At 69.4% G+C, this 12,778-nt stretch carries 13 protein-coding genes; 6 read left to right on the forward strand and 7 right to left on the reverse strand.

From position 1 onward, the window contains the following. Positions 1-11: 11 nt before the first annotated feature. A complete protein-coding gene (locus DMC18_RS09555) occupies positions 12-953 on the reverse strand; it encodes a LysR family transcriptional regulator (protein WP_110121701.1) in 942 nt (313 codons plus the stop codon). 99 nt (positions 954-1,052) lie between these two features. Between DMC18_RS09555 and DMC18_RS09560 the strand changes: the two genes are divergently transcribed. The 5 genes from DMC18_RS09560 to DMC18_RS09580 all read left to right on the forward strand — a co-directional run bounded on the left by DMC18_RS09560 (position 1,053) and on the right by DMC18_RS09580 (position 6,448). Beyond that, on the forward strand, positions 1,053-2,219 hold the full coding sequence (locus DMC18_RS09560; RefSeq protein ID WP_110121702.1) for an MFS transporter: 1,167 nt from the start codon (positions 1,053-1,055) through the stop codon (positions 2,217-2,219). Positions 2,220-2,460: 241 nt separating this feature from the next. After that, positions 2,461-3,495 (forward strand): aldo/keto reductase, encoded by a 1,035-nt coding sequence (locus tag DMC18_RS09565; RefSeq protein ID WP_110132888.1) that lies wholly within the window; start codon positions 2,461-2,463, stop codon positions 3,493-3,495. A gap of 153 nt (positions 3,496-3,648) precedes the next feature. Continuing rightward, on the forward strand, positions 3,649-4,416 hold the full coding sequence (locus DMC18_RS09570) for a sulfite exporter TauE/SafE family protein (RefSeq protein WP_110121704.1): 768 nt from the start codon (positions 3,649-3,651) through the stop codon (positions 4,414-4,416). 86 nt (positions 4,417-4,502) lie between these two features. Then, entirely contained in the window at positions 4,503-5,168 is a 666-nt protein-coding gene (locus DMC18_RS09575) for a hemolysin III family protein (protein WP_110121705.1), read from the forward strand. Positions 5,169-5,173: 5 nt separating this feature from the next. After that, positions 5,174-6,448: a patatin-like phospholipase family protein gene (locus tag DMC18_RS09580; protein WP_110132889.1), complete on the forward strand. Its 1,275-nt coding sequence runs from the start codon at positions 5,174-5,176 to the stop codon at positions 6,446-6,448. 12 nt (positions 6,449-6,460) lie between these two features. Here DMC18_RS09580 and DMC18_RS09585 read toward each other — a convergent pair whose 3' ends face one another. Both DMC18_RS09585 and DMC18_RS09590 read right to left on the reverse strand, forming a co-directional pair. Beyond that, complete coding sequence (locus DMC18_RS09585) at positions 6,461-6,949, reverse strand: nuclear transport factor 2 family protein (protein WP_110121707.1); 489 nt, start codon at positions 6,947-6,949, stop codon at positions 6,461-6,463. Positions 6,950-7,119: 170 nt separating this feature from the next. After that, entirely contained in the window at positions 7,120-7,671 is a 552-nt protein-coding gene (locus DMC18_RS09590) for a hypothetical protein (protein WP_110121708.1), read from the reverse strand. A gap of 140 nt (positions 7,672-7,811) precedes the next feature. Between DMC18_RS09590 and DMC18_RS09595 the strand changes: the two genes are divergently transcribed. Beyond that, on the forward strand, positions 7,812-8,297 hold the full coding sequence (locus tag DMC18_RS09595) for a copper-binding protein (RefSeq protein ID WP_158285888.1): 486 nt from the start codon (positions 7,812-7,814) through the stop codon (positions 8,295-8,297). A gap of 20 nt (positions 8,298-8,317) precedes the next feature. Here DMC18_RS09595 and DMC18_RS09600 read toward each other — a convergent pair whose 3' ends face one another. The 4 genes from DMC18_RS09600 to DMC18_RS09615 form a co-directional block, all read right to left on the reverse strand. Then, the gene (locus DMC18_RS09600) at positions 8,318-8,644 is read right to left on the reverse strand and encodes a hypothetical protein (RefSeq protein ID WP_110121710.1); all 327 of its coding nucleotides are present in this window, start codon (positions 8,642-8,644) and stop codon (positions 8,318-8,320) included. A 118-nt stretch (positions 8,645-8,762) separates the two neighbouring features. After that, positions 8,763-9,746, reverse strand: coding sequence for a lipid A-modifier LpxR family protein (locus DMC18_RS09605; RefSeq protein ID WP_110121711.1), 984 nt, complete (start codon positions 9,744-9,746; stop codon positions 8,763-8,765). A gap of 169 nt (positions 9,747-9,915) precedes the next feature. Beyond that, complete coding sequence (locus tag DMC18_RS09610; protein WP_110132891.1) at positions 9,916-11,784, reverse strand: ribonucleoside-diphosphate reductase subunit alpha; 1,869 nt, start codon at positions 11,782-11,784, stop codon at positions 9,916-9,918. Positions 11,785-12,384: 600 nt separating this feature from the next. Then, positions 12,385-12,778, reverse strand: a 394-nt coding sequence (locus tag DMC18_RS09615) for an OmpA family protein (protein WP_146218029.1), incomplete at its 5' end; no start/stop codon positions are given.

Below are 12,778 nucleotides of genomic sequence, written 5' to 3' on the forward strand. Positions count from 1 at the left end.
GAGAGAGGGGTCTATGGAGCGAACTTCGCCAGCGCCGCCGGCTCGCCCTTGCCCACGGTCACCTCGCCCGCCAGCCAGTCGATGAAGGCCCGCACCCGGGCCGGCAGCTGGCCGCCGTGGCCGACATAGACGGCGTGGATCAGTTCGATGTCGCCGGGATTGAAGGCCTCCAGCAGCGGGACCAGCCGTCCGGCGGCGATGTCGGGGCCGACGTGCAGCACCGACAGCCGCGCGATGCCCTGGCCGGCCAGGGCCAGCACGCGGGCGCTCTCGCCGTCGCCGACCTCGGCCCGGCCGTGGACCGGGCGGAAGACGCCCTCGCCGTCGATCAGGAACGGCCAGGAGTCGCAATGGCGGGCGAAGTTGAAGGTGATCAGCTCGTGGCGGGGCAGGTCGTCGGGATGGGCGGGCGTCCCGGCGGCCGCCAGATAGGCCGGCGAGGCGACCAGCACCATCCGGCTCTGGGCGATCTTGCGGGCCATCAGCTGCGAGGCCCGCATCGGACCCACGCGGATCGCCACGTCGGCCCGCTCGTCCATCAGGTCGATGACCTGGTCGGTGACGGTGATGTCGAGCTGGATGTCGGGGTGGGCGGCCAGGAACCTCGGGGCCAGGGGCAGCAGGTAGTGCTGACCGAACGGCACGCTGGTATTGACCCGCACCCGGCCGCGCGGGGCGGCGCTGGCGGCCACGGCGCGCTCGGCCTCGTCGAGGTCGGCCAGCACCCGCAACGAGTGCTCGTGAAAGGTCTGGCCCTCGGCGGTGAGGATCAGCTTGCGGGTCGAGCGGTTGACCAGCCGCGCGCCGAGCCGCGCTTCTAGCCGGGCCACCAGCTTGCTGACCGCCGACGGCGTCATCCGGAGCGAGCGCGCTGCGGCCGAGAAGCCGCCCTGCTCCACCACCCGGACGAAGACCTCCATCTCGGCGGTGCGATTGATTTCCTGTCGCGCCATCGCGCCTTCAATTCACAAGTGATGATCCTTCCGGCAATCTAATTCATCGAAGGCGCCAGCGCTATCTGACGGTCCGCACATTCATCGGAGCCGGCCGTCATGCCCCTCGCCCTCTATGCCCTGACCGTCGGCGCCTTCGGCATCGGCGTCACCGAGTTCGTCATCATGGGCCTGCTGTTGCAGGTCTCGGCCGATCTCGGCGTCTCGATCCCCACGGCCGGCTGGCTGACCACCGGCTACGCCCTGGGCGTCTTCGTCGGCGCGCCGATCCTGACCCTGGCCACGCGCCGCCTGCCGCCCAAGACGACGCTGCTAGCGTTGATGGCCATCTTCACCCTGGGCAATCTGGCCGCCGCCCTGGCGCCGAACTTCGCCCTGCTGATGGGCGCGCGGATCGTCACCGCCCTGGCGCACGGCACCTTCTTCGGCGTCGGCTCGCTGGTCGCCGTCAGCCTCGTGGCGCCCGAGCGCAAGGCCTCGGCCATCGCCATCATGTTCACCGGCCTGACCCTGGCCACCCTGCTGGGCGTGCCGTTCGGCGCCTGGCTGGGTCTGGCCTTCGGCTGGCGCTCGACCTTCTGGGCCGTGGCCGCCATCGGCGCCCTGGCCCTGGTGATCCTGGCCCTGCTGGTCCCCAAGGGCGACAAGGCCGCCGAGCCCGCGCCCCTGAAGGAGGAGTTCGCCGTGCTGGCCCGTCCGCAGGTGCAACTGGGCCTGGTGATGACCGTGCTGGGCTTTGGCGGGGTGTTCGCGGTGTTCACCTACATCCAGCCGATCCTGACGCAGCTGGCCGGCTTCTCGGAGGCCGCGGTGTCGCCGATCCTGCTGGTGTTCGGCGCGGGCCTGGTGGCGGGCAACCTGCTGGGCGGCCGCTGGGCCGACAAGAACCTCAACGCGGCCCTGGCCGGCAGCATCGCCGTCCTGACCGTGGTCATGCTGGCCTCGGGCTGGGCGTTCCACGACAAGGCAGGCGCCGTACTGGCCGCCTTCCTGCTGGGCGCGGCCGCCTTCGCCACCGTCGCGCCGCTGCAGATGCGGGTGCTCAGCCAGGCCGGCGGCGCGGGCCAGGGCCTGGCCTCCAGCCTCAACATCGCCGCCTTCAACCTCGGCAACGCCATCGGCGCGGCCCTAGGCGGCGCGGTGATCGCCCACGGCGCGGGCCTGGCCGCCATCGCCCCGATCGCGGCCCTGGTGCCGATGGCCGCCCTGGCCCTGGCCGCACTGAGCCTTGGCCTGGAGCGCCGCGAGAAACTGGCCGCGGCCTGAGCCGATATCTCCTCCCCCGTGCAACGGGGGAGGGGGACCGCGAAGCGGTGGAGGGGGCGAGTTCAAGCTCGGCGCTCCGTCACTCGCCCCCTCCGTCACGGCGCTGATAGCGCCGCGCCACCTCCCCCGCTTCGCGAGGGAGGAGCAGACCGAAAGTCGGATCGAGCAAGAACCCCTTCTCCGGGAGCGTTATCGCCGACCGGCCGGGATCCCTTCCCCCGTCTTCCTCAGGAGACTTCCCATGGAATACCGCACGCTCGGCCGGTCCGGCCTCAAGGTCCCCGCCCTCAGCTTCGGCGCCGGCACGTTCGGCGGCCAGGGGCCGCTGTTCAGCGCCTGGGGCGACACCCGGGTCGAGGAGGCCCGGCGGCTGATCGACATCTGCCTGGAGGCCGGCGTCACCCTGTTCGACACCGCCGACGTCTATTCGAACGGCGCTTCCGAGGAGATCCTCGGCGAGGCCCTGATCGGTCGCCGCGACGAGGCGCTGATCTCCACCAAGCTCGGCCTGCCCATGGGCGACGGGCCGCTGGAGGCCGGGGCCTCGCGCCTGCGGCTGGTGCGCGGGGTCGAGGCGGCGCTGAAGCGGTTGACGACCGACCGCATCGACCTGCTGCAACTGCACGCCTTCGACGGGACGACGCCGGTGGAGGAGACGCTGTCGGCCCTCGACGACCTCGTGCGCGCCGGCAAGGTGCTCTATGTCGGCGCCTCCAACTTCGCCGGCTGGGAGCTGATGAAGTCGCTGGCCGCCGCCGACCGCCACGGCTGGCCGCGCTATGTCGCCCACCAGGCCTATTACTCGCTGGCCGGCCGCGACTACGAGTGGGAGCTGATGCCGCTGGCCGCCGACCAGGGCGTCGGCGCCATGGTCTGGAGCCCGCTGGGCTGGGGCCGCCTGACGGGCAAGATCCGCCGCGGCCAGCCGCTGCCGGAAACCAGCCGCCTGCACCAGACCGCTGACGCCGGCCCGCCGGTGGACGACGAGCGCCTCTACCGCATCGTCGACGCCCTGGACGCGATCGCCGCCGAGACCGGCAGGACCGTGCCGCAGATCGCCATCAACTGGCTGCTGCGTCGCCCCACGGTCTCCAGCGTGATCGTCGGCGCCCGCACCGAGGAGCAGCTGCGCCAGAACCTCGGCGCCGTGGGCTGGAGCCTGAGCCCCGAACAGGTCGCGGCCCTGGACGCCGCCAGCGCGGTGACCCCGGCCTATCCCTACTACCCCTACTGGCGCGAAGGCGGCTTCCGGCAGGTGAACCCGCCGCTGGTGTAGCGCGTCGAAGCGCCGCTCCGTATTTTACCCGTCATCCCGGCGGCAGCGAAGCGGAGAGCCGGGATGACGACCACGGGGGCATTGATGTTTGAGCCTCAAGTCATCACCCACGCCCCCATGGCCCGTCCGCCCGCCGCCTGCTAAGCCCCGGCCATGCTCACCGATCCCTTCTTCTACGCCGTCGCCATCCCCGCCGTGATCCTGGTGGGCCTGGCCAAGGGCGGGTTCGCGGGGATCGGGGTGGTGGCCACGCCCCTGCTGGCCCTGGCGGTCGGGCCGGTGAAGGCCGCGGCGATCCTGCTGCCGCTCTTGATCCTGCAGGACGTCGTCGGCGTCTGGTCCTATCGCAAGACCTGGGACAAGGGCCTGCTGATCCTGATGGTCCCGCCGGCCGCGGTCGGCATCTTCCTGGGTTGGGCCCTGGCGGCGCTGGTCTCGTCGTCGGCGGTGGAGCTGGCGGTCGGGCTGGTGTCGGTGCTGTTCGCCGCCCAGCGCCTGTGGGCCGAGCGGGCGGTCAAGGCCGCCGCCGCGATCGAGGCCACGCCCGGCCGGCCGTGGCTGGGCGTCCTGTGCGGCATGGCCTCGGGCTTCACCAGCCAGATCTCCCACGCCGGCGGCCCGCCGTTCCAGATCTACGTGCTGCCGCGCCGCCTGCCGCGCGACGTCTTCGTCGGCACCAGCGCCATCTTCTTCGCCATCGTCAACTGGATGAAGATGCCGGCCTACCTGGCTCTGGGCCAGTTCACGCCCAGTGTTCTGACCGCCGTGGCCGTGCTGACGCCCCTGGCCCTGGCCTCCACCTGGGCCGGCGTCTGGCTGGTGCGGCGCGTGCCGGCCGAGGGCTTCTACAAGGTGATCTACGTCCTGCTGATCCTGGTCGGAACCAAGCTGACCTGGGACGGATTGATGGGCCTGGCGTGATCATCGGTCACGCTTGCCTTGCGCCCTTTCGGCGCCATGATGATCGACGTTTATACGTCACCCAATTCGACTAGGCTGGGCGGGCCATGACGATCTCAGACTTCACCAAGCACTATCCCACGTCGGGCGCGAAGCTCGCCGACCTGATCGTGCACCTGGCGGGCCTGGCCTGCGCCCTGCTGGGCGGCGGCATCCTGCTGGGCCTGGCCTTCGGCCTGGGCTCGCTGAGCCAGATGGCGGCCATCGGGGTCTACACGCTGGGCATGGTGACCATGCTGTCGCTGTCGACGGCCTACAACTTCTCCAAGGCGCGCTGGCAGCCGCTGCTGCGCCGCTTCGACCACGCCGGCATCTTCATCATGATCGCCGCCTCCTACACCCCGTTCACCACCCAGAACCTGACCGGCTGGTGGGCCATCGGCATGACCGCCGCCGTCTGGGGCATCGCCGGCCTCGGCGTGCTGGCCAAGCTGTTCCTGCCGGGCCTCGACAAGCGCTTCTGGGTCGGCCTCTACATGGCGATGGGCTGGCTGGTGCTGGTGGCCATCAAGCCGATGATCGAGGGCCTGTCGTGGGTGGCCCTGCTGCTGCTGGCCATCGGCGGCCTCGTCTATTCCACCGGCACGGTGTTCTACCTGATGCGCCGGCTGAAGTTCCGCCGCGCCATCTGGCACGGCCACGTGATCGGCGGCGCGGGCCTGCACTACGCGGCCGTGCTGGTCGGAGTCGTCCTGGCCGGCGCCCGGGCCTGACCCGCATGGCGCGCGACGGCGGACCCAGCGGGAACGAGCCGGCCGGAACCGAGACCCGGATCACCATCCAGAGCCTGCTGCGCGACTGGCGCGGCCCCGATCCCCTGCGCGGCAAGCGCCTGCCCGCCCCGCTGGCTGCCGCCCACCCCGAGGCCGTCGGCTTCCCGGGCGTGCGCCTGTCGATCGAGCAGGCCGAGGACGCGCTGAAGGCCGCCGCCGACCGCCTGGCGCCGGTGCGCTCGCTGATCGGCATGGACGAGTTCAACATCCTGGCCCTGTCGGGCGGGGCCGCCGGCGGCGCCTATGGCGCCGGCGTGCTGACGGGCCTGTCCAAGGCCGGGCGGCGGCCGCACTTCGCCATCGTCACCGGCGTCTCGACCGGGGCCCTGATCGCCCCCCTGGCCTTTCTCGGCCCGGCCTGGGACGACCGCCTGACCGACGCCTATCTGGGCGGCCACGCGGCCGAACTGCTCAGCCTGCGCCGCCTGGCCCCCGCGCTCGGCCCCAGCATCTTCAAGGGCGAAAGCCTGGACGCCCTGGTCGAGCCCTTCGTCGACGAGACCCTGATCGAGGCCGTCGCCGTCGAGCACGCCAAGGGCCGGCGCCTGCTGATCGCCACCACCAATCTCGACAACCAGCGGGCCACGATCTGGGACATGGGGGCGATCGCCACGCGCGGCGGCCCGGAAGCCGTGAAGCTGTTCCGCGAGATCCTGGTGGCCTCGGCCTCGGTGCCCGGCCTCTTCCCGCCCAAGCTGTTCGACGTCGAGTGCGACGGCGAGCGGCGCCAGGAGATGCACGTCGACGGCGGCGTGGCCGCGCCGCTGTTCCTGATGCCCGACGCCCTGCTGCACTGGCGCAACCTCGGCTCGCGGGTGCGCCGGGGCCGGGTCTACGTCATCGTCAACACGGTGCTGGACCCGTCGGTGCGCTCGACCCCGCCGGGCGTGGCCTCGATCATGGGCCGCAGCTTCGAGACCATGCTGCGGTTCTCCTACCGCCAGGCCCTCAGCCTGGCCGAAGGCTTCTGCACGCGCCACAACCTGCCGCTCAGCGTGGCCTCGATCCCGGGCGACTTCGACGGCTTCAACATGCTGCGGTTCGACACCGTGACCATGCGCAAGATCTACGACAAGGCCGAGGCCCTGGCGGCCGACGACAAGGTCTGGACCAGCCCCGCCCTGGAGCCCACCGGCTGGCGCGGCCTCTTCCGCCGCCCCGGCGGCCGGCCCAAGCCCGAGCCCGGCGCGATCAGCCTGGATCCAGGAACCGAGGGCTGAGGCCCATCTTGCTTACGCACCCTTGGGCTTAGCGTACCAGAGCGCGTTGACGATCACCCAGCGGTCGCCGAACCGGCCCAGATTCAGGTGATCGACGAACCAGGGCGTCTCCACCCGCGCCACGGCCACGTTTCCGGCCACGTCCAGCACCCGCACGCTGCGGCTCCACTGCTCGCGAGGCGTCCGCAAGGCGCCCTGCCGGGTCAGGTCGACCAACTCGTCGCGGCTCATGCGCCGCAGGCCCAGGGTCTCGTCGGGATCGGGTCGTGAGCGCACCGCGCGCTTGGCCAGATCCGGATGCAGCACGCGGGCGACGCGGGCCGGATCGCCCTCCAGCTGGCCGTCCACATAGTCGTAGGCCGCCGCCTCGATGGCCTTCACGGTCGCCGGATCGAACGCCTGCGTGGCGGCGCTGCTCTCCGGAGCGGGCGACGGCGGGGGCGCGCCCAGCGAGGCGACCGAGCCTTCGAGGGCGAGCACTGCGAGCATGGCGATGATCATCGAAGTCTCCGATAGCGCGAAGGGCCAGCCGGCCGCTGAGCCTGAAGATGCTTTGCTAAATCTTCCCGCGAAAAGCGGCGCTTGAAAGGAGCATCGGACCATCGCCCTAGAATGAATGGAGCTCGCTCAATCTGAAATTTGGTGCCCAGCGAGAGAAAAAACCTTCTTCGTCAAACCAATACGAAACCGTCGGCGTCGCCACGAACATTTTCGAGAACGGCCCGAAAAAAGGGCTGACTGTCGACCGCATCCGCCACTCGCGTTTCGATGGGGTCGAGCCAGTCATCGTCGTCGCGCAATGTCTGGATCAGGTCATGGTAATCGACCCTACTCCCAGGCAAGCCAAGCAGGCCGCGCAGCTTCCCCACAGGCCTGCGCTGCAGAGGTCGGATCCGATCAAGGGCCATGGCCAACAGCGCCGCCTCCTCTGGCCATCCCAATTCCGCCAGGGCCGTTGGTGTCTCCCTGGAGATCGCAAAGGCGTTCTCGGCCAGGAGCGGAATCCCGCCATTGAGAACTTCCAAGTACACAAAGCCCACTAGAGCCAGGCGACGCTGGGTTGGCGTCAAGCGCGCCTTCTTGTCGAAAGCGCACATGAGGGGCAGGAGAACATCTTGGTAGACCGTCTCCCAGCAAAGCACGCCATCAGCCTGGAAAAGTGACGCTTCATCGACCGCTAGACGATATGGGGAGCCCTTCTTGGCCCGGGGTGTCTCGGTCATTGTCGGACTCTACCCTATGTACTTTCTGATCGAGCCAAGCTTCACAACAGCTGGACGCATTGCAAGCCCGAAACCGAACGCAGTCATCCGGCAGCACAAGGCCGCTAGGCGTGCGGGGCTTTCAGTCTTTCGGTCCGGTCATGCGCAAGCTCATCCTTCCCGCCCTCGCCGTCGCCCTGCTCGCCGTCTCGGCGGCTCACGCCCAGCCGCCCGGCGGCGGTCGCGGCGGTCCGCCTCCCGGAGGCGGCGGCCCCGGCGGACCGGGCGGTCCTGGCGGCGGGTCCAAGCAGACGGATCTCGACAAGGTGGTGATCACCGGCGTGGTCCTGGCCGTCGATCCGGCCGCCGACCGGGTGACGATCGCCTATGCGGCCTCGGAGCCGCTGAACTGGCCGGCGGGGACCATGCCCTTCGCCACGGTCAAGCCGGGCATGCTGGGCGAGGTGGCGGTGGGCCAGAAGGTGCGCTTCACCCTCAGCAATCACCGCATCTCGGCGTTCCTGCCGGAAGGTCCGCCGCCGGAAGGCGCTCCGGGTCCCGGTGGGCCGCCTCCTGGTGGTCAGGACGGCAAGCCGGGCGGCCCGCCTCCGGGCGACGGCTCGGATCGCCCGCCGCCGCCGCGCTGACGCGCGGCAAGGGGCCTTCTTCAGCCGGCCTTCTTGAGGTAGCGCGCGCGGGTCTTCTCGACGCGGGGCGGGTCGGCGCGGAAGTCGGCGGCCACGCCCAGGCGGGCGTTGCACGACGGGCAGCGCACGTGATCCTCGTCGGTCAGTTCGGCCGGCGGGTCGAAGCGGGTGCCGCAGGGCTTGCACTTCCAGTCGCCGACTTGCGGCGGCGGCGGAGGCGCGGCCGGTTCGGGCGTCACTACCCGGGCCGTCTTCTGCAGGCGCTCGAGCGGCGGCGGACCGCCAGGCGCGGCGACACCGCTCTTCAGGCTCAGGATTTTGCGGCGCGGGGGCTCGCTATCGCTCATGACGCTCGACGACTTTACGGAAGGATGGTCGCTAGCTGCATGATCGCGGCCGGAAACTCAAGGGTTCGCACGCCTGAGGGAGCCCAAAGGGGGCCCAAGGGGGCATCGAAGGCCTCTCTCACCACTCCGGCTTGAGGCTGAACGACAGGGCCACGACCGAGTCTTCCTGGGTGGCCATGCCCATGATCTGGTCCTTGGCCTTGATCTCGCGACGGATGTAGCCGACCGAGGCCTGCATGGCCCCGCGCCGCCAGCCGACCCCGGCCTGGGCGTCGCCGATCAGCTTGCTGGTGGTGTCGGCGGTGACGCCGGCCCTCGTCCAGTCGCCGTCCTGGCCGCGCAGCAGGTTCATGCCGACCAGCTGGCCGCTGGCCCCGGCGAACAGGTACCAGCGCCCGCGGTCGCCGAAGGTCTCGCGGCCGTCGCGCACGCCCAGGCCGTCGATGACGCGGTCCTCGACGCTCTTGCCGCTGCTCTTGCCGATGCGCACCATGCCGCCGAGCTCGGCCGAACCGCCGGCCCCGCCGAAACCCAGACCCGCGTGCGGGGTGAAATCGACCGACAGCTTGCCGGCCCCGAACTTGGCCGCCGCCGGCCAGCCGCGCGAGACGCTGACGTCGACGGTGTCGGCGTCGAAATTGGCCGCGCCCGGGCGCACCAGGCTGAGCGGCGCGCTCTGGGCCAGGCGCGAGGAACTGGCCACCGAGACCCGCACCGAGTCCACGGCATGGCCGTTGTCGCCGACCACGACGCTGCTCGAACGCCAGCTGACCGGCCCGCGCTCCTCGTAATAGCGGTCGGCGTCCAGCAGGTTGGCGTCGCCGTAGAGACCGGCGGGCGACACGGCGAAGGCTTCGCCCTGGGCCTCGGTCGCGCGGTCGTCGATGGGACGCGCGACGAAGGCCGCCGCCGAGGGCGCCTCAGGCGCGGCGCGGCGGGTCAGGTCCAGTTTCTGAAGAGTAGGATTGAGAGTCGGAGCCGCGGCGGCCGGCTTGGCCGTCGCCTTACGCTTGCCCTTGCGGACGGCAGCGTCGGACGTCGCCGCGGAAAGCGCCAAGGCGGCGCCGCAGCACGTCGCGATCGTCACGCAAACGATACGCATTGCGGATTCCCCAATCCCAATCCTGCCCACCGTATCCGGCATTTCGGATACGTCCACCGGGAAAACCCGGCGTTCGGTGAACAGTTCGAGACTGTATTGGTTCCGCACAGAAAAACAGCGGCGCGAGATGTCGCGCCGCTGTGGTGAATCGTCGCTTAGCCAGCCTTTATTACTGGCAGGCGAGGCACTCTTCGTAGTCGGTCTTTTCCGCGACGTCGAAGCCCTCCGAGCCGCCCTCGGCCTTGCCGTCGGCGCCGGCGTAGGCCGCGCGCTGAACCGACTTGGAGCGCAGGTAGTAGAGGCTCTTCACGCCGCGTTCCCAGGCCTGCCAGTGCAGCATGTGCAGGTCCCACTTGTCGACGTCGCCGGGCAGGAAGATGTTCACCGACTGGCTCTGGCAGATTTCCGGCGTACGGTCGGCGGCCAGTTCGACCACCCAGCGCTGGTCCAGTTCGAAGGCGGTCTTGTAGACGTCCTTCTCGTCCTGGCTCAGGAACTCCAGGTGCTGGACCGAGCCTTCGTTCTCCAGGATCGAGCCCCACACCAGGTCGGTGTTCTGGCCCTTCTCCTCGAGCAGCTTCTCCAGGTAGGGGTTCTTCACCGCGAACGAGCCCGACAGGGTCTTGTGGGTGTAGATGTTGGCCGGGATCGGCTCGATGCCGGCGCTGGTGCCGCCGCAGATGATCGAGATCGAGGCGGTCGGGGCGATGGCCAGCTTGTGCGAGAAGCGCTCCATCGAGCCGCGGTCGGCGGCGTCGGGGCACGGGCCCTTCTCTTCGCCGATCTTGATGCTGGCCTTGTCGGCCTCGCGGCGCAGGTGCTTGAACATCCGCATGTTCCAGCTCTTGGCCAGGGCGCTTTCGAACGGCACGTTCTGGCTTTGCAGGAACGAGTGGAAGCCCATCAAACCGAGGCCCACCGAGCGCTCGCGCATGGCGGCGTAGGCGGCGGTCGAGGCCGCGTCCGGGGCGCGATCGATGAAGTCCTGCAGGACGTTGTCGAGGAAGCGCATGACGTCCTCGATGAAGGTCGGGTGGTCGCGCCACTCCAGGAACGTCTCGGCGTTGACGCTCGACAGGCAGCAGACCGCGGTGCGCTCCTTGCCCAGGTGGTCGGTGCCGGTGTGCAGCATGATCTCGCTGCACAGGTTCGACTGGCGCACCTTCAGGCCCAGCTCGCGCTGGAACGACGGCATGGCGCGGTTCACGGTGTCGGAGAAGATCAGGTAGGGCTCGCCGGTCTGCATGCGCAGATCCAGGATCTTCTGCCACAGGCCGCGGGCCTCGACTTCGCGCAGCACTTCGCCGGTCTTGGGCGAGCGCAGGCCGAACTTCAGGCCGTCACGCACGGCGTGCATGAACTCGTCGGTGATCGAGATGCCGTGGTGCAGGTTCAGGGACTTGCGGTTGAAGTCGCCCGAGGCCTTGCGGATCTCGAGGAACTCTTCGATTTCCGGGTGGTGGATGTCGAGATAGACGGCGGCCGAGCCGCGGCGCAGCGAGCCTTGGCTGATCGCAAGCGTCAGCGAGTCCATCACGCGGATGAAGGGGATGATGCCCGAGGTCTGGCCCTGGCCCTTGACCTTCTCGCCGATCGAGCGGACGCCGCCCCAGTAGGTGCCGATGCCGCCGCCGTTGGCCGCCAGCCAGACGTTCTCGTTCCAGACGCCCAGGATGCCGTCGAGGCTGTCGTTGACGGCGTTGAGGAAGCAGCTGATCGGCAGGCCGCGATCGGCGCCGCCGTTGCTGAGCACCGGGGTGGCCGGCATGAACCACAGGCGGCTGATATAGTCGTAGACGCGCTGGGCGTGGTCGGCGTCGTCGGCGAAGGCCGTCGAGACGCGCGCGAACATGTCCTGGTAGGACTCGCCCGGCAGCAGATAGCGGTCTTCCAGCGTGGTCTTGCCGAAGTCGGTCAGCAGCGCGTCGCGCGAGCGGTCGACCTCGACCTTGCGCACCAGCGCCAGGGCCGGACGTTCCTTGAAGGCCGACGCAGGGCGCGCGGCAGCTTGAATCTTGGTCGCTTCACCAGCGGTCATGTGCAGAACCCGTCCATTTACCATGCGCTTGCGAGAAGCCGTCCGCTTCCGGCGAAGCCGCTAGATATAGTGGGCGTTGCGCCCCCAGAGCCCATATATGGGGCCACAGACCCCGCCTCTTCGTCAACGGGTCGGAACGCTTCCGAGGCGAGTTTTTCGTTAACAAGCTGTGAACGCCTGGAGGTTCCCCGTGCGTATCAAGGGGTTGCCCACATGAGAATTTTTCGGCGCGGCGAAGCGCCGCAGCAGCGTTAACGAAGCTCCGCGACCGGAGGGGTCGGCCAACCGACGATTCCGGATTCTTCGGAAGGGTTCGGAGCAAAAAAGAGCGGGGATATGTGGGGTGGGATCCACAGGAAAAGCCCTCCCCCTTGATGGGGGAGGGTTGGGTGGGGGTGATGCGGCGGCGAACCCCTGGCGCCACGGCCGGCTCAGCAGGTCACCCCCATCCCCGACCCTTCCCCCATCAAGGGGGAAGGGAGAATGAGCCTCCCTTCTCCCGCAAGGGGAGAAGGATCAGAAAAGCAAAAGGCCCCGGAGTTTCCTCCGGGGCCTTCGCATTTCGTCGGGAAGCCTAGAGCCTCCGTCCGGGATCCGATCTTAGAAGTTGATCGAGATCGTCGAACGACGGTTCAGCGGTTCCTTCACGCCGTCGCCGGTGGCGACGGCCGGGGCGCTTTCGCCCTTCCAGTCGACGCCGAGGGTCGATTGGGCGACGCCCAGACCGACCAGAGCGTCGGCCACGGCCTTAGCACGACGTTCCGACAGGCGGACGTTGTACTTCGGCGAGCCCGAGGTGTCGGTGTGACCGACGACCACGATCTTGGTGGCCTTGCCGTCGTTGGCGTACTTCGCGGCTTCCGAAACCACCGACTGGGCTTCCGGCGTCAGCACGTACTGATCGAACGGGAAGTAGACGATGAATTCGCGCGCTTCGAACGCCGGCGGAGGCGGCGGGGGAGGCGGCGGGGGCGGAGGCGGCGGAGGCGGCGGC

Origin of the sequence: Caulobacter sp. D5, from assembly GCF_003185805.1 — a bacterium.
Classification (GTDB): Bacteria; Pseudomonadota; Alphaproteobacteria; order Caulobacterales; family Caulobacteraceae; genus Caulobacter.

Bases quoted from the DNA above. Each gene is read 5' to 3' on its own strand.
- DMC18_RS09555 (WP_110121701.1), bottom strand. From the start codon at position 953: ATGGCGCGACAGGAAATCAATCGCACCGCCGAGATGGAGGTCTTCGTC.
- DMC18_RS09560 (WP_110121702.1), top strand. From the start codon at position 1,053: ATGCCCCTCGCCCTCTATGCCCTGACCGTCGGCGCCTTCGGCATCGGC.
- DMC18_RS09565 (WP_110132888.1), top strand. From the start codon at position 2,461: ATGGAATACCGCACGCTCGGCCGGTCCGGCCTCAAGGTCCCCGCCCTC.
- DMC18_RS09570 (WP_110121704.1), top strand. From the start codon at position 3,649: ATGCTCACCGATCCCTTCTTCTACGCCGTCGCCATCCCCGCCGTGATC.
- DMC18_RS09575 (WP_110121705.1), top strand. From the start codon at position 4,503: ATGACGATCTCAGACTTCACCAAGCACTATCCCACGTCGGGCGCGAAG.
- DMC18_RS09580 (WP_110132889.1), top strand. From the start codon at position 5,174: ATGGCGCGCGACGGCGGACCCAGCGGGAACGAGCCGGCCGGAACCGAG.
- DMC18_RS09585 (WP_110121707.1), bottom strand. From the start codon at position 6,949: ATGATCATCGCCATGCTCGCAGTGCTCGCCCTCGAAGGCTCGGTCGCC.
- DMC18_RS09590 (WP_110121708.1), bottom strand. From the start codon at position 7,671: ATGACCGAGACACCCCGGGCCAAGAAGGGCTCCCCATATCGTCTAGCG.
- DMC18_RS09595 (WP_158285888.1), top strand. From the start codon at position 7,812: ATGCGCAAGCTCATCCTTCCCGCCCTCGCCGTCGCCCTGCTCGCCGTC.
- DMC18_RS09600 (WP_110121710.1), bottom strand. From the start codon at position 8,644: ATGAGCGATAGCGAGCCCCCGCGCCGCAAAATCCTGAGCCTGAAGAGC.
- DMC18_RS09605 (WP_110121711.1), bottom strand. From the start codon at position 9,746: ATGCGTATCGTTTGCGTGACGATCGCGACGTGCTGCGGCGCCGCCTTG.
- DMC18_RS09610 (WP_110132891.1), bottom strand. From the start codon at position 11,784: ATGACCGCTGGTGAAGCGACCAAGATTCAAGCTGCCGCGCGCCCTGCG.